Genomic DNA, 20613 nt, shown 5'->3' on the forward strand with positions numbered 1-20613 from the left:
CGCGAAGCGATCGGATCGAGGCGCCGCGTGTTCCGAAACGTCAGGTGTCCTGTGCAAGCGATCTGAGCAGCGTCGGCACTTTGTCCTTGCTCGTGCTCTGCACGCGCGAAATGAGGGCGTGGTCCACTCGCTTCAGGCCGTAGGTGCGCGAGATGTCGTCGTGCATACGACGCCAGAGGTGGGTCGTCATTTCCGCGTCGACCATGGCCCGGTGGGCACGGCCGGTCTTCGGGAGTGCGAGCAGATCCGCGAGGCTGGAGAGACGGTGATTCGGTGCGTTCGGATAGAGGCGCCGCGCGGTCAGCATCGTGCAGGCGAACGCATGATCGGCGCGTGTGCCCAGCATGGCGAGTTCAGCTTGCCAGAAGCGTTTGTCGAACCCGGCATTGTGAGCGACGACCGGGCATCGACCGACGAACGCGGCCGCCTCGCGCATCACCTGCGCCACGGGCGGTGCCGACGCGATCATGTCGTTCGTGATGCCGGTCAGTGCTGCGACGTCCGACGGAATGCGCCGTCCGGCGTTCATCAGGCTCTGATAACGGTCGACGATCTGCCCGTCGCGCAGGAGGATAACGGCGATTTCCGTTGCCCGGTCGCCTTGAGTGGGCGAGAGGCCGGTGGTTTCGAAGTCGAGGATCGCTACTGTCTGCATGCCGCTTCTCAAGCGGGGCCACCGCACTGGCGGCACCGTGGTTCAAGGTCGAAATTTGTTTGCGATTCTACAGTGCTTCTGCCGCCGGTCCGAACTTCGATGGCGCGGGCAAACTCCGCAGAAACTCCACGATTTGTCCATAGCGCCGAACGCGACGGCATCTACCATCTCCCGGGATATTCGTCGACAACGGTAAATTCGCTCACGTAATGAAAACCCTCAAAGTCCTGTCCCGTGTCACCGCTGTGTTGTTCTGTGCTGCATTTCTGTCCGATGCGTCGGCGTCCACCGTGCCCGTTGCCATGATTGCAGCCAGTCCTGTGAAGGCCGCGCCGGCGAATGTGCCTGCACACTGGACACCTCATGTCTCCGACACCTGGCAATGGCAGCTTCGGGGCAAGATCGATACGTCGTACGACGTGAAGATCTACGACGTCGATCTGTTCGATGTGGACCCGTCGACCATCGATGCGCTCAAGCGCGCGGGCCGCAAGGTCGTGTGCTACTTCTCTGCGGGAAGCTCGGAGGACTGGCGGCCGGATTTCCCGCAGTTCAAGGCGGCGGAGATGGGCAAGCGTCTTCACGAATGGAAGGGCGAGCGCTGGCTGGACATCCGCTCGGAGAACGTTCGGAGGATCGTCAAGCAGCGCCTGGACCGGGCGGCGGCGAAGGGGTGTGACGGCGTTGAGCCCGATAACCTCGACGGCTATGTGAACGACACGGGGTTCTCGCTGACGGCGCGCGATCAGCTCGACTTCAACACCTTCATTGCCAACGAAGCCCATTGGCGCGAGCTCGCCGTCGGGCTCAAGAACGACGTGAGCCAACTCGCCGCCCTGGAGCCGTGGTTCGATTTCGCCGTCAACGAGGAGTGCAACGAGCAGAAGGAGTGCGAGGGCTATGCCGTCTTCACGGCGAAGAACAAGCCGGTGCTCAATGCGGAGTATTGGCTGCCGTATCGAACGCCGGCATTGCAACGCACGCTGTGCGACGCGGCGAGCCAGGCCAATTTGCGCACGCTGGTGCTGGCCAGGGAACTCGATAACAGCTATCGATTCAGTTGCGACGGCAGGTGATGTATTTCTGTGATCAATAAAAAAGGCGCCGCTAGCCATTGGCCAGCGGCGCCTTTTTCATCGGGCTACGGCGTAACGATTACGCCGTCATCCGACAGCACACTTAGATCTGCACCGTGTCGGCGACTTCCTTGAAGTCTTCGATCTGGTCGAAGTTCATGTACTTGTAGATCTTGTCGCCGTTGCTGGCGAGCACACCCATGTCGGCCATGTACTCTTCCTTGGTCGGGATCTTGCCCAGACGCGAGCAGATCGCTGCCAGTTCCGCCGAGCCGAGGTACACGTTCGTGTTCTTGCCCAGACGGTTCGGGAAGTTACGGGTCGACGTCGACATGACCGTGGCGCCCTCGCGCACTTGTGCCTGGTTACCCATGCACAGCGAGCAGCCCGGCATTTCGGTGCGGGCACCGGCCGTGCCGAACACGCCGTAGTGACCTTCTTCCGTGAGTTGCTTCTGGTCCATCTTGGTCGGCGGCGCGACCCACAGCTTGACCGGAATGTCGCGCTTGCCTTCGAGCAGCTTGGACGCAGCACGGAAGTGACCGATGTTCGTCATGCACGAGCCGATGAACACTTCGTCGATCGTGGCGCCGGCAACGTCGGACAGCGTCTTCACGTCGTCCGGGTCGTTCGGGCAGGCAACGATCGGCTCATGGATGTCCGCCAGATCGATTTCGATGACAGCGGCGTACTCGGCGTCGGCATCCGGCGACAGCAGTTGCGGGTCGGCCAGCCATTGCTCCATCGCCGCGATACGGCGTTGCAGGCTGCGCGGATCCTGATAACCCTGCGCAATCATCCACTTGAGCAGCGTGACGTTGCTGTTCAGGTACTCGATGATCGGGTCCTTGTTCAGGTGCACCGTGCAACCGGCAGCCGAACGCTCGGCGGAGGCATCCGACAGTTCGAACGCTTGCTCGACCTTCAGATCGGGCAGGCCTTCGATTTCCAGAATGCGGCCCGAGAAGATGTTCTTCTTGCCTTGCTTGGCGACCGTCAGCATGCCTTGCTTGATGGCATACAGCGGGATCGCGTTGACGAGGTCACGCAGCGTGACGCCCGGCTGCATCTTGCCCTTGAAGCGGACCAGCACCGATTCCGGCATGTCCAGCGGCATCGTGCCGGTGGCGGCGGCGAAGGCGACCAGACCCGAACCTGCCGGGAAGCTGATGCCGATCGGGAAGCGGGTGTGCGAGTCGCCGCCGGTGCCCACGGTGTCGGGCAGCAGCATGCGGTTCAGCCACGAGTGGATCACGCCGTCGCCCGGACGCAGGGCGATGCCGCCGCGGTTGCTGATGAAGTTCGGCAGCGTCTGGTGCGTCTTCACGTCCACCGGCTTCGGATAAGCGGCGGTGTGGCAGAACGACTGCATGACGAGGTCGGCCGAGAAGCCGAGGCAGGCCAGATCCTTGAGTTCGTCGCGGGTCATCGGGCCGGTGGTGTCCTGCGAGCCGACCGAGGTCATCTTCGGTTCGCAATACGTGCCCGGACGAATGCCCTGACCTTCCGGCAGACCGCAGGCGCGACCGACCATCTTCTGTGCCAGCGAGAAGCCACGGCCGTTGTCGGCCGGTTGCTGCGGCAGGCGGAACAGCGTCGAGGGGGCGAGGCCGAGGGCTTCGCGTGCCTTGGACGTCAGGCCACGACCGATGATCAGCGGAATACGGCCGCCAGCGCGCACTTCGTCGAACAGCACGTCGGACTTGACCTGGAATTCGGCGATCACGGCGCCGTTCTTCAAGGCCTTGCCTTCATACGGACGCAGTTCGACCACGTCACCCATTTCCATCTGCGACACGTCGAGTTCGATCGGCAGGGCGCCGGCGTCTTCCATCGTGTTGTAGAAGATCGGAGCGATCTTGCTGCCCAGACACACGCCGCCGAAGCGCTTGTTCGGAATGAAGGGGATGTCTTCGCCCGTGAACCACAGCACCGAGTTGGTGGCCGACTTGCGCGACGAACCCGTGCCGACCACGTCGCCGACGTAGGCGACCAGATGGCCCTTTTCCTTGAGCGATTCGATGAACTTGATCGGGCCGCGCTTGCCGTCTTCTTCCGGCGTGATGCCGGGACGTGCGTTCTTGAGCATGGCCAGCGCGTGCATCGGGATGTCCGGGCGGGTCGTGGCGTCCGGTGCCGGCGACAGGTCGTCGGTGTTGGTTTCGCCCGTGACCTTGAACACGGTGATGGTCAGGCTTTCCGGCACTTCCGGACGGCTCGTGAACCATTCGGCGTCCGCCCAGCTTTGCAGCACGGCCTTCGCGTTGGCGTTGCCCTTGTCGGCGAGTTCCTTGACGTCATGGAACTGGTCGAACATCAGCAGGGTTTTCTTGAGCGCATCGGCCGCGACGGCGCCGACTTCGGCGTCCGGCAGCAGTTCGATCAGCGGCGCAATGTTGTAACCGCCCAGCATCGTGCCGAGCAGTTCGGTGGCGCGTGCACGCGAGATCAGCGCGCAAGCCGTTTCGCCCTTGGCGACGGCGGCCAGGAAACCGGCCTTCACGCGGGCGGCTTCGTCCACGCCGGCGGGCACACGGTTCGTGATGAGGTCAAGCAGGGTTTGTTCTTCGCCGGCCGGCGGATTCGTCAGCAACTCGACCAGTTCGGCGGTCTGCTGGGCCGTCAGCGGCAGGGGCGGGATACCAAGCGCGGCGCGAGCGGCCACGTGAGCACGATAGTTTTCAAGCATGAGGAGACCTGCTGATGTTGCGTTTCGGGGGAGGTTTTGAGGCCTCCAAGGCTCGTTCCAGTACTGCTTTTGGCGAGATTTTAGTCCCTATGGCAGGTAAGGTCAAATGTCTTATGTCTTATATAAGACTTAAAAGCGACAAGGCGGTCGATGCGGTACCGGGCGACGGCATGCGGTGCTGGTGAGCCGGGTTGCCGGTTCGGGCGCAGCGCCTATCGGTCAAGCGGTGGATTCAGGCGAAATACTGGCCGGGCGTGCGTCCGAGCGACTTGCGGAACATTTCGATGAAGCCGGTCGTGCTCTCGTAGCCGAGTTCGTTGGCCACCGCCGAGACCGCGCGGCCTTCGGCCAGTCGGTAGAGCGCTTCCTGCAGGCGGACATGTCGCCGCCATTCGTCGAATGTGAGGTTGAGTTCGCGCGTGAACAGGCGCGACAGTGTGCGGGCGCTCGCCCCGACATGATCGCCCCATTCCTGCAAGGTGCGATTGTCCGACGGCTCGCGCAGAAACTCGGTGCACAGTCGCGCGAGGCGGCGCTCGCGGGGAATCTCCAGCGAAAGCGGCATTTCGTCGATGAATTCGAGTTCGTCGCGAATGATCTCGAAGAACTTGTCGACGTGGCGTTTGCGCAGCAACGGTTCTTCGGTGGAAGCGGCGCGCAGGATCAGTTCGCGCATGAGGTTCGAGACGACCAGCGGTTCGCACGTCTTGGGCAGATCTGCGACCGCGTGCGGAGAGATCAGCAGATTATGCATGCCGAACGAGGCCCGCCCCCGCACAGCGTGCAAGGTCATCGGCGGAATCCAGACGGCGCGCTGCGGGGGCACGACCCACGTGCCGCGTGGGGTGTCGACGCACATGATGCCGTCGCCGCCGAAGAGCACCTGACCGTACGGATGCACGTGCGGCTCGACGCCGCCGCCTGACGGGAACTCGAACGCGAGCCCCACCATGGGGGCTGGCGAGATGCGGGACTCGAAGAACTCGACATCCTGCGCGGTAATGATCCGGGTCTGCATGACTTGCCCCATGGCCGAAAGGGAGAGAGATGCCCGTTTCATTTTTTCTCGAACCCTCAACGCTGGACATGGGGGTAAACATGGGGATGGCGGGGTGAAGCGAGGTCAAGCGAGGTCAAGCAGGGTGACGCGAGATAAAGCACGCAACGCGGGAGATGGCGAGTTTATGCAAATGGTGAATCAGGGCCAGGTCAGGTGAGACGGGCGGTCCCGCGCCGGCGGGCCGCCCGGTGAGTCGTTGCGGGCTTATTCGAGCGGCTGGCCGCGGGTTTCGGGCATGCGCAACACCGCCACGACCGTGAGCAGGTTAAGCGCGATCAGGTAGGCGGCGAACCATCCCAGATGGCCGTGATCTGCAAGCCAGTTTTGCAGATAGGGGGCTGTGCCGCCAAAGATCGCCACCGTCAGCGAATAGGGGATGGCCACGCCCGTGGCGCGAATGCGCGTCGGGAACAGTTCGGCGTAGACGGCCGGGGCGATGGCGGTCCATGCGGCGAGCACGACCAGCCCGCCGCAGATGGCGAGCGTCAACCGGGCAAACGAGTTATCGATGAGCAGCAGCAACGGCACGATCACGAGCGCTGAGCCTCCTGCGCCCAGCAACAGGTTGGGCTTGCGGCCGACGCGGTCCGAGAGCGCTCCCCACAACGGTTGTACCGCCATATAGACCAGACACCCGATGGTGAGCGCCCACAACCCCTGCCGGGCGTCGACTCCCTTGAAATGGGTGCCAAACGTGATCGCCCCCGACATCCAGGTATTGAACGTGAGCGTGGGCCCGGCGGTCAGCGCAATGATCCGCAGCACCGACGCACGGTGTTCCCAGATGGCCTGCACCATCGTTTGCTCGTGCGTGCCCGAGCGCGCGTCGTGTTGTTCCTGCTCGAAGGCCGACGTCTCCTTGAGTCTGCCGCGCAGGAAAAGCGCATACACGCCGAGCGCCGCGCCGAAGAAGAACGGGATCCGCCAACCGTAGCGGGTCATCTCGTCGGCGGAAAACACTTGCGTGAGGATGAGTCCGACCGCAGTGGCCAGCAGTGAGCCGCCGGTAATCGCGATGAACATGCTGCTCGACCAGAGTCCCCGGCGCTCGACGGGGGCGCTTTCCACGAGGAACGTGAACGAAGCGCCGATTTCGCCGCCCAGGCCGAAGCCTTGCAGCAGACGGCCGAAAACGAGCAGGGCGGGCGCCATGACGCCGATCGACGCGTACGTGGGCGCGACGGCGATCACGAGACAGCCGGCGGCCGTCACGGCCATCGAGGCGACCATGGCGAGGCGTCGTCCCCGGCGATCCGACAGCCAGCCGAAATAAATGCCGCCGATCGGACGCAGCAGAAAGCCGACGGCAAAGACGGCAAGGGTCGAGAGGAAGGCGGCGGTCGGGTCTTCCGCGTGGAAGAACTGGGTCGAGAAGTAGCGGGAAAAGAGCACGAACGACGCAAAGTCGTACCACTCCAGCGCGTTGCCGATACCCGCGCCCAGAATGACCGATTTCGCGGGCGACGCACGTTCGTTGTGCGGCACGGCTCGCAGGGTCGCATCCATGGTGTTGTCTCCTGTTGGCTGATCGTTGTCGTAGGGGATTGAAGGCCCACCTCAACGTACCGCTTCCCGGGCATCGCGGACACCGCTGCCGGGACAACACATATCGCAAAGCGGACAAAACCAACGCTTTCGATGCTTCCCGTCCTCCTGCACTTCAAGCACATCCAGCGCTTGAATCGCTTCAACCGCCACCGTCACCTTGGCCGGATTGGTGGACCGCGTGTCCCGATGGCTGCATTGCCCAGCGCCCGGCTGCCGACAATGAAGGTATTGCGGTTCACTACCAGCCCAAGGAGGGCGCTGCTCCGATGAGAGTGATCGAGTGCGATGTCGTGGTTGTGGGCGGGGGAGGCGCCGGCACCTATGCGGCGCTGCGTCTGCACGCCCTGGGTCTGAAGCCAATGCTGATCTCCAAAGGGCTCGTAGGCAAGAGCGGCGCGTCGATCATGGCCGGCGCCGTGATCGTCGGCTCGAAGATGCTGGGCGGCACCGAGGAGAACGCGGCCAGCTCGCTCGAATTCTTTGCCAAGTACTACAGCCACTTTCTCGTCGATCAGTCTTATCTGGCGGCGGCGGGGCAGTGGATCGAGAACACGTTTTATCCTGAGATGGAGTCGCTCGGCTTGCTGTTCTCGCGCGACGACAACGGCAATATCGCCATGAGCCATTCGCCGGTGCGGTGGGCCGTTGCGCCCATGCAGGGGCAGACCGGCATTCTGCTCATGGATATCCGGCGCAAGCAGTTGCAGGCGCTGGGCATTCCGATTCATGAAGAGTGCGTGGTCACCTCGCTGCTGCGCAATGCCAATGGCGACGTGTGCGGGCTGGTGGCCCTCGACTACGTGCGTGGCGAGTTGTTTGCCGTGCAGGCCAAGGCCGTCGTCATGGCGACGGGGCATGCCGACCGGCTGGTGCGTCGCTCGACCGGCACGCGCGAGCAGACCGGCGACGGCATTGCGCTGGCGCTGCGCGCCGGCGCCGAGATGACCAATCTGGAGATGCAGTTCTGGCACATCAGCGACTTCGCGAATCCGCCGACGTGGCAGCGTCTGCACATCTATCCGAATCCGCTGGTGGGCACCGATCAGAGTTCGCGCGTGTACAACGCGCAGGGTGAGTGCTTCTTCGAACAGTCGCGCGATGCACCGGCCGCGCTCGCCCCCTACACGCTTCAGGTCAAGCGGCTCACGCAACAGGTGCTGGCCGGGAAGGCGCGCTTTAGCGGCGGGTATTTCACGTCCTACAGCCACGTGGATGCCGATGTGCTGCGGCGTTATCAATATGCCGGCTCGGCGTTCGAGAAGCTGGGGCTCGACATCACGCGAGACAAGGTCGAGGCACGCACGACCATGCACTACCGGCAAGGCGGGATCGAGTCCGATCCGCACTCCATGCGCACGAGCGTTGCGGGGTTGTGGGTGGCCGGAGGCGTGGGGGCGCATGTCACTGGCAGTCTGGCCGTCGCGATCTACGACGGGGGGCTCGCCGCAGAGTCGGTCGCCGGCAATCTGCCGACCGGACACCGTCACGACGAATTCACTGCGCAGCAAATCCGCGACGAGGCGCACCGGGTGGAGGGGCTTCGGGTCGGGGCCGGCGCAGGCGGCAGCGCCGCACAGGCGGCGGGTCAACCGGGCATCGCGCCCATGCACGTCAAGACGGCCATCTGGGACGTGATGGGCGAGGCGTACGGCCTCATCAAGAGCGGACAGACGATGCGCGACGGACTGGCGCAGCTCGATGCGCTTCGCGAGCGCGAGTTGCCGCGCATGACGCCGCCGAGTGCCTCGCGCTGCTTCAACACTGCGTGGCTCGACGCACTGGACGTGCACAACCTGATCGACGTCTGCGACGTCACGCTGCGCAGCGCGCTGCGGCGCGAGGAGAGTCGCGGCAGCTTCTATCGCACCGACTTCCCGTATGTCGACAACACCGAGTGGCAGTGCAAGAACATCGTGGCGCGCGACGGCGCCGACTACCGGTTCCGCAAAGCGTCGTATCCGGCGGGCACGATTGCCCCCGACTTCGCGCGGCAGGAGTACTTCAGCGTGCCGTGGTGAGCCGTACCCAATCATTCTTACCGAGGGGACACATGTATTCGGACGTCAGGCAATTTCAGGGAGAAGTTGGCAAGACCGGCGGCGAAAGCGACGGCAAATGCGACGGCAATCGCAGTGGCAGCGAGCTGACTATGGTGACGCTGCACGTCTCGCGTTTCGATCCGCAGACGGATGCTGCGCCGTACATCCAGACCTTTCAGGTGCCGCACGTGCCGCACATGCGCATTATCGATGCGCTGAACTATGTGCAGGAAACGCTCGGCGTCGACATCGGCTACCGCTGGTATTGCGGTACCAAGAAGTGCGGCACTTGCGCGGTGCGCATGAATGGCAAAGAAGTGCTCGCCTGCTGGGAGGCGGCCGAGGCGGAGATGTCTCTTGAACCGCTGCGGCACTTGCCGCGCATCCGGGATCTGGCTGTGGATCGTGGGCCGGCCGAGGCGAAGCTGGTGTCGCTGCAAACCTGGCTTCAACGCTCACGTCCGTATGGCGGCTTTCCGGAGCCGGTCGATGCGGCCAACGCGGCGAGCCTCAGATCGACGATGGATTGCCTGAGCTGTCTCGCGTGCTATTCGGCGTGCCCCGTGCTCGATTTCCCGGACGAAATCGCGTTCGCCGGGCCAGCCCCGCTGGTGCACCTCGCTCGCGTGGCGCTCGACGCTCGCGACGACGCCTCGCGTGTGTCGACGATTCTGAAAGAAGCGCACGTGCACCACTGCGTGAGCTGTTACCAGTGCGAGGCGGTATGCCCCGCGCATATTCCGATCGTCAGCGCGGCCATCGAGCCGCTCAAGCGCATGGCCTATGCGAGCGATCCGCAGGCGTCATCGCACACGCGCACGTTCATGGAGATCGTTTCGCGACGGGGGCGCATCGAGCCCATGCTGCTCGTGCTGGGCACGCGCGGCTGGCGTGCGGTGTTGCAACGTCCGGCGCGCACGCTCAGGTTACTGCTGCGCGGCAAGGTCCGCCCGATGGCGGCGCTGCTTCGCAGGCCGGTGGCGGGCATCGAAAAGATCCGGCAAATCTTCTTCCGTTGAGGGATGGTCATGCGAATTGCTTTTTACCCGGGGTGTAGCGCCCGAACGACATGCGGCGAGTTGCTGCTGGCGACACAAGCGGTAGCCGATCGTCTCGACATCGAGCTGGTCGCGCTGAGTTCTGCAACGTGTACCGGCAGTCGTGAGATTCGCGCCGCCGATGTCGAGCGTTTCGTGGCGCTCAACGTGCGCATCATCGCGATGGCCGAGGCGCAGGGGCTGGATCTGATGACGATCTGCAACACCTGCACGTTGAATCTGATCGAAGCGAAGCAGCGGGTGGACGACGACCCCGCATTGCGCGAGCGTGTGAATGTCAGGCTGGCGCAGGAGGGGCTCACGTACCGGGGCACGGCGCGCATCACGCATTTCCTCTGGTATCTGCTCGAAGAGGTCGGTGAGGCGAGGCTGCGTTCGTTGGTCAGAACGCCGCTGAGCGAGCATCGGATCGCGGCGTTCTACGGTTGCCATATCGTGCGGCCGCCCTCGCTGTATGGCGATACCGACGCGCGGGAGGTGCGCTCGATCGAGACGCTGGCGCAGATTCTCGGATGCTCGACCGTCGAGTATTCCGGCAGAACGTCGTGCTGCGGCTTTCACTGCTCCGCCCAGAGCGACGTGATCCCCGTCAAGCTGAGCGGCCGTCATGTGGCCTCGGCCAAGGCCGCAGGGGCCGAGGCGATCGTGACGCCTTGCCCGCTGTGCCATACGGTGCTCGATACCTATCAGGACGACATGGCAAAGGATCTCGGACAGTCGCTGGACCTCCCGGTGCTGCATTTGCCGCAATTGGTCGGGCTCGCCCTGGGGCTCGACGCCGAGGCGCTCGGGCTGGGACGGCACGTGGTGCCGGTAAAGCCGATTCGATGGGCGCGTGAGCAGGCGTCATAATCCCGGGCCGTCCCCGTTCGCTCGGCGGGCTACGGAGATTTCGTCATGGGATGTAACCGGCGGGAAGGCTGGAACGAACTGAGTCTTACTTTGCCTTTCCTGCCGCCCGCGCGGCATCCCCATGACATCGACTCACCATTTTTCCTGCACGATGTGCGGCAAGTGTTGCCATGATCTGCGATTGCCCGTCGATACCGGCGAGGCGCTGCAATGGATCCGCAACGGCGGCGAGGTGCAGGTGCTGTGCGAGGCGATCCCGTGGCCGGCAGACCCGGAGAACCTCGACGGGATGGCCGGCTACAAGCGCGAGCGGTCCGTTGCTGCAATCAGCGGCGGGTTGCCGGTGCGCGTGGTGATTACGCTGGTGGCGGCGTTCGAGGGGGCGTGCCCGCATCTTGAGCCCGATATGAAGTGCGGCGCGTACGAGGTGCGTCCACGCGTCTGTCGCATCTATCCGGCAGAGGTAAATCCGTTCGTGCCGTTCGTACCGATGGAGAAGGCGTGCCCGCCGCAGGCGTGGGCGCCGTCGATGCCGCGTCTGATGACCGACGGGACACTGGTCGATGCGCCGACGGCGGCACTGGTGGCGCACTCGCGTCAGGTGAGCGTGGAGGACATGGGGCGCAAGGCGTGGCTGTGCCATCGTCTCGGCGTGTTCGTCGCGTCGCTGGCGAACGAGGGCTTCGCGGTGCATACGCCGCCCTCGCACGCTTTGGAGTCGGCACTCGTCGAAGTGCAGGGGATGGACGTCGACGCCGGTTCGATCCATCAGGAATGGATCTTCCTGACGAACCGGTCGCCCACACGGGACGTGCTTCAGGCCGCCGGGGCGCTGGCTGTGCTGCCGGGCGACGGTCTGCCGGACACCATCGGCTATCTGCCGTTTCATCCGGCGGGATGATCCGCCGGACGATATTTTTCTCAGGCGATGTAACCGGGGGAGGTTTTCCAGCGAACTTACCGAATTGTGGCGTTATAAGATTCCGGCTGATTTCCGGCTGACGTCGGGTGTGAGCGACCGCTCGCCTGGCGGTGGCCGCGGCGTTGAGGTCGATGCATGCGATATGTCCGATAGGCACGACCGGCGACGTCGCAAGCTCGCCCCTGTCGGGCAGCCATGGACCGGGAATCGACGCGTGCCGTGATTCTGGAGGCTGGACCTTGTATTCCGCAGAGCCGCGCCTGAAAACCCTGTTTGCCAGCGGGCTTTCCGGTAATTCGGCCGACTATCGCTCGTTCCTCATCGAGCTGACCCGACACTTGCGTGGCTATCTCCGCAAGCGGATTCCGCATTTTCGCGACGATACGGAGGATCTCGTTCAGGAGATCCTGCTGGCCGTGCACAACGCCCGTCATACGTTCCGCCCGGACGAGCCTTTGACGGCGTGGGTTCATGCGATCGCCCGCTACAAGCTGATGGACTTCTTTCGCGCCCATTCGAGACGCGACGCCCTGCATGAACCACTGGACGGCGACGAGGACATCTTCGCGTATGCCGACGATGAGCCAGCGGAGGCGCGTCGTGACATCGGCACGCTGCTCGCGCGGTTACCGGACAAGCAGCGATTGTCGATCGAACATGTGAAGTTGCAGGGGCTGTCGGTGGCGGAGGCCGCGCATCTGACAGGATTGAGCGAGTCGGCGGTAAAGGTCAGCATCCATCGCGGGCTGAAGGCGCTGGCGGCATTGGTGAGGGGCGCGATATGAGAACGGATGAATTCGTGAGTCTCCTCGCGGCGGGGGAGTCGCCTGTGCCGCGCGGTGTGGCGGCCCGGCGGTTTTCCGTGGCGATTGCCGTTGCGCTGGTGGGCGGTGCGGTGCTGATGCTGGCGCTCTACGGGATTCGGCCGGACATCGGTCTGGTGGCCCGGACGCCGATTTTCTGGGCAAAGGTGGCGTTCCCGCTGAGTCTGGCCGTCGGCGCGGCGATTGCTGTCGGCCGACTCGCGCGACCGGCAGCGCGTGTGGGCATGGGGCTGCCGTTGATGAGCGCACCGGTGCTCGTCGTCTGGCTGGCTGCCGCAGCGGTGGTGGCGACGGCGGTGCCGGAGGCGCGTCTTGGCCTGCTCCTCGGGCAGACGTGGCGCTCGTGCCCGTTCAACATCCTGCTGCTGTCGACGCCGGGCTTCGTCGCCATGATCTGGGCGATGCGAGGGCTGGCGCCGACGCGCCCGCGTCGGGCGGGCGCTGCGGCGGGATTGCTGGCGAGCGCCATCGGCACGTTGGTCTATTGCCTGCATTGCCCGGAGATGAGCCCGGCGTTCTGGGGCCTGTGGTACTTGCTCGGCCTGTCGCTGCCCACGCTCATCGGTGCGCTGCTCGGGCCGAGGTTGCTGCGTTGGTGAGGGAGGCACCGGTCAACATCCGTCAACGTGCATTGGCGCGAGGCTTGAGCAAATCCGACAGCCCGACGCGATGCAGCATTTCGGCACGAAGGCGATCGAGTACGGTGAAGCCGACGTCCGCACCGTCTTCCGACGGATCGATATGCACGCGAAACGGACGTTTGCCGAACGTGGTGTCGACCACTTTTACGATGGCGTCGGCGTCTTCGGGCACGATCTCGGCGAAGGCCTTCTGGACTTGTTCGCCGAACCCGGCATAGGGGCCGGCTTCGTATTCGGCAACGCGCGCCTGATCGGCTGGCGTCGTCGAATGGGCGAAGTGGTTTGTCCCGTGGGTGAAGGCGCCCGGCACGATGATCGATGTCTCGATGCCCCAGCGAGAGAGTTCACGGGCGTACTGCACGGCAATCGCATCCATGGCCGCCTTCGCCCCGAAGTACGGCGCCAGATAGGGCGGCGTGCCACCGGCAGAACTGCTGCTGGACACCCAGACCAGCAGCCCCTGACCCTGCGCGCGCAGTTGCGGCAGCACGGCGCGGTTGACCCGCTGGGCGCTCAGGACATTGACGTCATAGAGTTGCGCGTACTGCTCCGGCGTGAACGCCTCGGCCGGGCCGAACACCATGTGACCGGCGTTGTGCATCACGACGTCGATGCGGCCGGTGTCGGCGATGACCTGGGCGACGGCGGCGTCCACCGAGGCCTGCGATTGCACGTCCATGTCGACGGTGCGCAGGTCTGCGCCGTAGCGCTTCGCAAAGTCGGCCATCTGCTCGACGACCGGGGCGTTCCGGCCTGTCGTGTTGCGCATCGATGCGTAGACGGTGTGGCCGGCCCGGGCGAGCGCTTCAGCGCTAAGGCGGCCGAAGCCGCTCGATGCGCCCGTAATGAGGATGATCTTGCTCATGGTGATTCTCCTTGGCTGATTAGGTAGTCGGTGACGAGGTTTCGGTATTCGATAGCAAGGCGGACGGCACTCAGACCATGCCGCCGTTGGCGCGCAGCACCTGCCCGTTGATCCAGCTCCCAGCCGGACTGGCAAGGAAGGCAACGGCGTGGGCGATGTCGTCGGGGGTGCCGAGGCGTTCCAGCGGGTTCATCTTCGCCAGCCGGTCGATCAGTTCGGGCGACTTGCCGTTGAGGAACAGGTCGGTGGCGGTCGGGCCGGGGGCCACGGCATTGACCGTGATCGAGCGGCCGCGCAGTTCTTTCGAGAGGATGGCCGTCATCGTCTCCACCGCAGCCTTCGTTGCCGCATAGACGCCATACGTCTCCGGCTTCAGCCCGACCACACTGGTGGACAGATTGATGATCCGGCCGCCGTCGCGCAGTCGGCGCGAAGCCTGACGCAACGTGTTGAACGTGCCTTTCAGATTGATGGCGATCTGGCTGTCGAACAGGCTGTCGTCGCTGTCGGCAAGCGTGGCGAGCTTCATGATGCCGGCGTTGTTGACCAGAACGTCGACGCCGCCGTAGGCCGCTTCGGTGGCGTCGAACAGGCGCGCGACGTCGGCGGGCTTGCTGACGTCGGCCTGCGCGCTGATGGCGCGGCCACCGGCGGCTTCGATGTCAGCGACGAGGCGTTCCGCTTCTGCGGTGCTGCCTGCGTAGTTGACGACGACGGTGAAGCCGTCGCGCGCCAGATGACGCGAAATGGCGGCGCCGATACCGCGCGACGCGCCGGTGACGATGGCAACTTTGGTGAGGGAAGTCATGGCAGTTCTCCGATTGAGACCGCGGGATCGCGGCGTTGAGAGAACTATGCGATCTTTCGGTTCAGAGATAATCGGTGTACATTGCACGTCACTGTTTCCTTGTGGCGAACAATAACGGATCGGGAGAACGCGTCATGGACCGTCTGGATGCCCTGCGGCTTTTCGTCCGAATCGTGGAGCGGCGCAGTTTCACCCTGGCCGCGAACGATCTGGAGATTCCCCGCTCGACGGCGACCAAAGTGATCGCGGAGATGGAGACGAGACTGGGCGTGCGGCTGCTTCAACGCACGACGCGTGTGGTGCGTCCGACGCTTGACGGCGAGGCATTCCACCTGCGGTGTGTGCGTATCCTTGACGATCTGGAAGACGCCGAAGGGGCATTTCGGGGCGCGCATCCCACGGGGCAGTTGCGCGTGGAAGTGCAGGGCACGCTGGCGCGTCATTTCCTGATGCCGGGCCTGTCCGCGTTTCTTGAGCGCTATCCGCAAATCGAGTTTTCAATGAGCGAAAGCGATCGATGGGTGGATCTCGTGCACGAAGGCGTGGATTGCGCGGTGCGATATGGACATCTCCCGGACAGCGATCTCGTGGCGCGGCGTGTCGCGACGTTGACGCGACTGACCTGTGCAACACCCGGCTATCTGGCGAAGTTCGGCACGCCTGCCAGCATCGATGCGCTCGATGGGCACCGCATGGTGGGGCTGCGCTCCATTACGACGGGGCTGGTGACGCCTCTGGAGTTCGAGCACGCGAACGGATTGCAGACGCTGTCGCTCAAAGGGCCGCTCATCGTGACCGGCACCGAGAGTTATCTCGCCGGAATCCGGCTGGGCCTTGGGATTGCGCAGGTCCCGCGTTTCCATGTCGAGGACGATCTGAAAACCGGCAAGCTGATCGAAATTCTGGCGGATGCACGACCCCCGTCTGCCCCGGTGTCGCTGCTCTATTCGCGCAAACGTCAACTGTCGCCGCGTGTTCGCGTCTTCCTGGAGTGGGCGGGCGACGAATTCAAATCGAGAAACGTGTCGCTTTGACTCGGCGGGAGCATGCCCGCCCGTCAATGCTTCCCCGGTGTGCTGCCGCTGTTCTGAAATTTCCGTTTGCAACATTTCCATATTTCGACTAAATTCGAAATATGGAAACTAACAACGTACTCACTGCCCTGGCGGCGCTCGCGCATTCCGTCCGACTTACGGTCTTCCGCTTGCTGGTCCAGGCGGGCCCCGAAGGGTTGCCCGCCGGTCGCATTGCGGAATTGATGGCGATGCCGGCGTCGTCTTTGTCGTTCCATCTCAAGGAACTGCATCGCGCCGATTTGCTGACGAGCCGTCAGGAAGGCCGCTCCATCATCTACATGGCGCACTTCGAGACCATGAACGGATTGCTCGGCTACCTCACGGAAAACTGCTGCGGCGGTGTGCCGTGTTTGCCTGATGCCGCCTGCAAGGTTGGCGAAACGCCCGGGAAGTCGCGATGAGCCTTTCGCAAAAGACGGTCGTCGCGCCGCCACCGCCAGCCATCGGATTTTTCGAGCGCTATCTCACGGTGTGGGTCGCATTGTGCATCGTCGCCGGGGTCTTGCTCGGTCAATGGCTGCCGGGGCTTTTCCAGACGATCGGCACGATGGAAGTCGCGCAGGTCAGCTTGCCGGTCGGGCTGCTGATCTGGGTCATGGTCATTCCGATGCTCATCAAGATCGACTTCAGCGCGATGGGGCAGGTAGCCGGACATTGGCGCGGCATCGGCGTCACGCTATTCGTGAACTGGTTCGTCAAACCGTTTTCGATGGCGCTGCTGGGCTGGATCTTCATTCGCCATCTGTTTGCCGGATGGCTGCCTGCGAATCAGCTCGATAGCTACGTTGCCGGGTTGATCCTGCTCGCGGCGGCGCCATGCACGGCGATGGTTTTCGTCTGGGCGCAGTTGTGCAAGGGCGATCCCTATTTCACGCTGTCGCAAGTCGCGCTCAACGACGCCATCATGATCGTGGCCTTCGCGCCTGTCGTGGCGCTGCTGCTCGGGTTGTCGTCGATTACCGTGCCCTGGGATACGTTGGTGATCTCGGTCGGGCTGTACATCATTGTGCCGGTCGTGATCGCGCAGGTCGTTCGCAAAGCGTTGCTGGCGCGCGGCGAGGCCGCCTACCAGCGAGTCGTCGGCGCACTGGGGCCCTATTCGGTTGCTGCATTGCTTCTCATGCTGGTGCTGCTGTTCGGCTTTCAGGGCAATGCCATCGTCAAGCAACCGCTGATCATTGCGCTGCTGGCGATTCCGATCCTCATTCAGGTGCTGTTCAATTCCGCGCTCGCCTACTGGCTCAACCGAAAGTTGGGGGTCGTCCATTGTGTGGCGGGGCCGTCGGCGTTGATCGGCGCCAGTAATTTCTTCGAGCTGGCGGTCGCCACGGCGATCAGTCTGTTCGGTTTCCAGTCCGGCGCTGCGCTCGCCACCGTGGTGGGCGTGCTGATCGAGGTCCCTGTGATGCTGCTGGTCGTCGGCGTCGTCAATCGATCGCAACGCTGGTATGAATCGCCATGAGGCAATGAGAGAGCATCATGTCCGTCACTATTTATCACAATCCCGATTGCGGGACGTCGCGTAACACGCTGGCGATGATTCGCAACGCCGGTATCGAGCCCACGGTGATCGAGTATCTGCGTTCGCCGCCGGACCGCCAGACCTTACAGTCGATGATTTGCGACGCGGGCCTGACGGTGCGCGACGCCATTCGGGAAAAAGGCACGCCATACGCCGAGTTGGGGCTAGGTGATCCGTCGCTGTCTGACGATGCGCTGCTCGCCGCCATGCTCGCGCATCCGATCCTCATCAACCGGCCCTTCGTGGTGACGGCGCTGGGCGTGCGGCTGTGTCGCCCGTCGGAAGTGGTGCTCGACATTCTGCCGTCGCCGCAGAAGGGGGCCTTCGTCAAAGAGGATGGTCAGCCGGTAGTGGACGTCAACGGCCGGAGGATTGCGTGATGTCCGACATGCTGAATATGCCGAACGTCAGGGAATCCGTCTTCGATACGCCGGATCTTTCCAAGCTCAATCCGGTGACCCCTAGCGCTCATCCGCCGCGAATCCTGCTGCTTTACGGCTCGTTGCGAGCCACGTCGTATAGCCGGTTGCTGGTGCAGGAGGCGGAGCGGATTCTCCGTCGTTTCGGTGCGGAAACGCGCATTTTCGATCCGTCCGGTTTGCCGATGGCCGATAGCGTGTCGGCCGATCATCCCAAGGTGGTGGAACTGCGCAAGCTCTCCGAGTGGTCCGAGGGGCAGGTCTGGTGCAGTCCGGAGCGTCATGGCACGTTGACGGCGGTCTTCAAGAATCAGATCGACTGGTTGCCACTGGAGATGGGCGGGGTGCGTCCCACACAAGGACGCACGCTTGCCGTCATGCAGGTGAGCGGCGGTTCGCAGTCGTTCAACTCGGTGAATGCGCTGCGCGTGTTGGGACGATGGATGCGGATGGTGACGATCCCGAATCAGTCGTCCGTGGCCAAGGCGTATCAGGAGTTCGATGCGGATGGGCGCATGAAGCCGTCGCCGTATTACGACCGGGTCGTCGACGTCATGGAAGAGCTCTACAAGTTCACGCTGCTGGTCAGGGACCGGAGCGAATACCTCACGAACCGGTACAGTGAACGAAAGGATGCTGCGCCTGCGGTTGCGGCGTCGCTGGCCGCGGCCGCCATGCGTCATGAGGCTGCCGCGCAAACGAGCGACGCCGGCGGAAGCGACGCCGAATAACGCGCCCGTCCGGCTGCGATGAGGATGGCCGTGCGCTATTTGCCCGAAGGCGTCGCGAGCCATGCTTTCTTGTCCGTCCTGAGCGCCCACGCTTCGGCATCGGGCAGCGGTGTGACCGGTTCGTCGGCTTGCGGATAGACGCCGGCGAGCCGGGCGTTTTCCTCGGCAAACCACCTCTGATCGGGGCGCAGCTCATAGTCCGGCACGATCGCGCCTACCGGGCAGACGATGACGCAAGTCGTGCAATTGACGCACACGGCCGGGTTGATCACCACGAATTCCGGTCCGACGTGAAAGGCGCCGACGGGGCATGCGAAAACGCAGTCCCCGAAGCGGCATTTGATGCAGGGTTCCGTTACGACGCAAGTCATTGCGTGTCTCCTCAATCGCGCGGCGCACGAGTGGTGCGCACGCAAGCGCTAGCGCGATGGCCGTCGCAATCGACGGACCATCGCAGGCGGTTCGTCTGCCAGCGTCATCTGGTCAGCGTTCCCCGATCACTTACGGCGTTTCCGAAAGATTCTCCTGATAGGTTTCACGCGCGGCCCACGTGGCGACCAGCGTGATGAACCCGAGCGCTGCCATGAGTGCTGCGACGGATTCGATGTGTCCGGTCCTGGCGAGCAGCCAGGTGGCGGCCATCGGCGTGAGTCCCCCGCCCAGCGCGGCGGCGATCTGCACGCCCAGCGAGGCGCCGCTGCATCGCACACGCGTGCCGAAAAGCTCCGGAACGAAGGCCGCTTGCGGCCCGAAAAGCGTGGCGTGCCCCAGACTCATGCAGACGGCCATCGTGACGATGACGGCCGTGTGGCTGCCCGTCTGAACGAAATAGAAGAGCGGCAGCGAAGCGACGATCGTGGAGAATGCGCCGAAAAAGTACAGCGGACGCCGGCCGATCCTGTCGGAGAGCCATCCGGCGAGCGGCACCGTCACGAACTCCAGCACGGCGGCGATGAGCACGCCGTTGAGCATGACGTCACGCGGAATGCCCACGACCTGCGAGCCGTACATCACGACGAATACGGACAGCAGGTAAACCCACGCCACTTCCGACACCTTCAGTCCGATGGAGATGAACAGGCTGCGCTTGTACGACCGGAAGACTTCGACCAGCGGGAGCTTGATGGCGTGTTCATCCTTCATGGCACGCAGAAATTCGGGGGATTCGGTCACGCGCAGACGGATCAGCAGACCGACGAAGACGAGCGCGATGCTGACCATGAACGGCAGGCGCCAGCCCCAGGTGAGGAACTGCGCGTCGGGCAATCGGCTCACGAGCGCGAACGCGGCGGTCGATAGCACGATGCCCAGCGGAAAGCCCACCTGCACGATGGCGCCGTAGAGTCCGCGCCGCCCGGGCGGGGAATGCTCGATCACCATCAGCGCCGCGCCACCCCATTCGCCACCAAGCCCGATACCCTGAATCACTCTGAGGAAGACCAGCGCGAGCGGCGCCCAGACGCCGATGTGGTCGTACGTCGGGAGCAAGCCGATCAGAAACGTGGCACCGCCCATCATGAACATGGTGATGACGAGCATGGTCTTGCGCCCGAGCTTGTCGCCGAAATGGCCGAAGATCGCGCCACCCAGCGGGCGTGCGACAAAGCCGGCGGCGAAGGTCGCAAGCGCCGCAATCGTCCCCACCAGCGGGTCGAACGCGGGGAAGAACAGTTTGTTGAAAATCAGGGCCGCTGCTGCGCCGTAAAGCAGAAAGTCATACCACTCCACCGTCGTGCCGATCACGCTCGACAACATGATGGTTCGCATTCGAGATCGCTCGGCGGCGGCCGTCCGGCTGGCTGCCGTCTGTAGCGAGTCCAGGTGTTCT

20 protein-coding genes are annotated in these 20613 nt (G+C 63.8%); 12 read left to right on the forward strand and 8 right to left on the reverse strand.

Annotation, left to right across the window (positions count from 1 at the left end):
- Positions 1–40 precede the first annotated feature (40 nt).
- Positions 41–655 (reverse strand): 3'-5' exonuclease, encoded by a 615-nt coding sequence (locus C5N93_RS17535; protein WP_150722978.1) that lies wholly within the window; start codon positions 653–655, stop codon positions 41–43.
- Positions 656–864: 209 nt separating this feature from the next.
- On the opposite strand from C5N93_RS17535, the gene C5N93_RS17540 reads away from it, so the two are divergent.
- Complete coding sequence (locus C5N93_RS17540; protein WP_242560289.1) at positions 865–1731, forward strand: endo alpha-1,4 polygalactosaminidase; 867 nt, start codon at positions 865–867, stop codon at positions 1729–1731.
- A 103-nt stretch (positions 1732–1834) separates the two neighbouring features.
- On the opposite strand, the gene acnB is transcribed toward C5N93_RS17540, so the two are convergent.
- From acnB to C5N93_RS17555, 3 genes are all read right to left on the reverse strand, one after another.
- Positions 1835–4420 (reverse strand): bifunctional aconitate hydratase 2/2-methylisocitrate dehydratase, encoded by a 2586-nt coding sequence (gene acnB, locus C5N93_RS17545; protein WP_069341267.1) that lies wholly within the window; start codon positions 4418–4420, stop codon positions 1835–1837.
- Between the two features lie 232 nt (positions 4421–4652).
- Positions 4653–5480, reverse strand: a complete 828-nt coding sequence (locus tag C5N93_RS17550; protein WP_150722980.1) for a helix-turn-helix transcriptional regulator — start codon at positions 5478–5480, stop codon at positions 4653–4655.
- A gap of 204 nt (positions 5481–5684) precedes the next feature.
- Complete coding sequence (locus C5N93_RS17555) at positions 5685–6986, reverse strand: MFS transporter (RefSeq protein ID WP_242560290.1); 1302 nt, start codon at positions 6984–6986, stop codon at positions 5685–5687.
- A gap of 308 nt (positions 6987–7294) precedes the next feature.
- Here C5N93_RS17555 and C5N93_RS17560 point away from each other — a divergent pair, with 308 nt between their 5' ends.
- From C5N93_RS17560 to C5N93_RS17585, 6 genes are all read left to right on the forward strand, one after another.
- Positions 7295–9046 carry an FAD-binding protein gene (locus tag C5N93_RS17560; RefSeq protein ID WP_242560291.1) on the forward strand — a complete coding sequence of 584 codons (1752 nt, stop codon included), beginning with the start codon at positions 7295–7297 and terminating at the stop codon, positions 9044–9046.
- Between the two features lie 32 nt (positions 9047–9078).
- Positions 9079–10086 (forward strand): 2Fe-2S iron-sulfur cluster-binding protein, encoded by a 1008-nt coding sequence (locus C5N93_RS17565; protein ID WP_242560292.1) that lies wholly within the window; start codon positions 9079–9081, stop codon positions 10084–10086.
- Positions 10087–10095: 9 nt separating this feature from the next.
- Positions 10096–10977, forward strand: coding sequence for a CoB--CoM heterodisulfide reductase iron-sulfur subunit B family protein (locus C5N93_RS17570; RefSeq protein ID WP_242560293.1), 882 nt, complete (start codon positions 10096–10098; stop codon positions 10975–10977).
- A gap of 121 nt (positions 10978–11098) precedes the next feature.
- Entirely contained in the window at positions 11099–11878 is a 780-nt protein-coding gene (locus C5N93_RS17575) for a YkgJ family cysteine cluster protein (RefSeq protein WP_242560294.1), read from the forward strand.
- A gap of 260 nt (positions 11879–12138) precedes the next feature.
- On the forward strand, positions 12139–12684 hold the full coding sequence (locus C5N93_RS17580) for a sigma-70 family RNA polymerase sigma factor (protein WP_277990366.1): 546 nt from the start codon (positions 12139–12141) through the stop codon (positions 12682–12684).
- Positions 12681–13322 (forward strand): DUF1109 domain-containing protein, encoded by a 642-nt coding sequence (locus C5N93_RS17585; protein WP_242560295.1) that lies wholly within the window; start codon positions 12681–12683, stop codon positions 13320–13322. Before C5N93_RS17580 ends, C5N93_RS17585 begins: the two co-directional genes overlap by 4 nt.
- A 22-nt stretch (positions 13323–13344) precedes the next feature.
- On the opposite strand, the gene C5N93_RS17590 is transcribed toward C5N93_RS17585, so the two are convergent.
- On the reverse strand, positions 13345–14229 hold the full coding sequence (locus tag C5N93_RS17590) for an SDR family oxidoreductase (RefSeq protein ID WP_242560296.1): 885 nt from the start codon (positions 14227–14229) through the stop codon (positions 13345–13347).
- 70 nt (positions 14230–14299) lie between these two features.
- Positions 14300–15037 (reverse strand): SDR family oxidoreductase, encoded by a 738-nt coding sequence (locus C5N93_RS17595; protein ID WP_242560297.1) that lies wholly within the window; start codon positions 15035–15037, stop codon positions 14300–14302.
- A gap of 134 nt (positions 15038–15171) precedes the next feature.
- Between C5N93_RS17595 and C5N93_RS17600 the strand changes: the two genes are divergently transcribed.
- From C5N93_RS17600 to arsH, 5 genes are all read left to right on the forward strand, one after another.
- Complete coding sequence (locus C5N93_RS17600) at positions 15172–16071, forward strand: LysR family transcriptional regulator (protein ID WP_242560298.1); 900 nt, start codon at positions 15172–15174, stop codon at positions 16069–16071.
- Positions 16072–16172: 101 nt separating this feature from the next.
- The gene (locus C5N93_RS17605) at positions 16173–16514 is read left to right on the forward strand and encodes a metalloregulator ArsR/SmtB family transcription factor (RefSeq protein ID WP_242560299.1); all 342 of its coding nucleotides are present in this window, start codon (positions 16173–16175) and stop codon (positions 16512–16514) included.
- The gene (arsB, locus tag C5N93_RS17610; RefSeq protein ID WP_242560300.1) at positions 16511–17575 is read left to right on the forward strand and encodes an ACR3 family arsenite efflux transporter; all 1065 of its coding nucleotides are present in this window, start codon (positions 16511–16513) and stop codon (positions 17573–17575) included. The genes C5N93_RS17605 and arsB overlap by 4 nt, the downstream gene beginning before the upstream one ends.
- 17 nt (positions 17576–17592) lie before the next feature.
- On the forward strand, positions 17593–18015 hold the full coding sequence (arsC, locus tag C5N93_RS17615) for an arsenate reductase (glutaredoxin) (protein ID WP_242560301.1): 423 nt from the start codon (positions 17593–17595) through the stop codon (positions 18013–18015).
- Positions 18015–18785, forward strand: a complete 771-nt coding sequence (gene arsH, locus C5N93_RS17620; protein ID WP_242560302.1) for an arsenical resistance protein ArsH — start codon at positions 18015–18017, stop codon at positions 18783–18785. The genes arsC and arsH overlap by 1 nt, the downstream gene beginning before the upstream one ends.
- A gap of 35 nt (positions 18786–18820) precedes the next feature.
- Here arsH and C5N93_RS17625 read toward each other — a convergent pair whose 3' ends face one another.
- Positions 18821–19156, reverse strand: a complete 336-nt coding sequence (locus tag C5N93_RS17625) for a ferredoxin family protein (RefSeq protein WP_242560303.1) — start codon at positions 19154–19156, stop codon at positions 18821–18823.
- Positions 19157–19286: 130 nt separating this feature from the next.
- Positions 19287–20552 (reverse strand): MFS transporter, encoded by a 1266-nt coding sequence (locus tag C5N93_RS17630; RefSeq protein ID WP_242560304.1) that lies wholly within the window; start codon positions 20550–20552, stop codon positions 19287–19289.
- Positions 20553–20613: the final 61 nt, after the last annotated feature.

It is taken from the genome of Pandoraea sp. LA3 (assembly GCF_022696215.1).
GTDB classification, from domain to species: Bacteria; Pseudomonadota; Gammaproteobacteria; order Burkholderiales; family Burkholderiaceae; genus Pandoraea; species Pandoraea capi.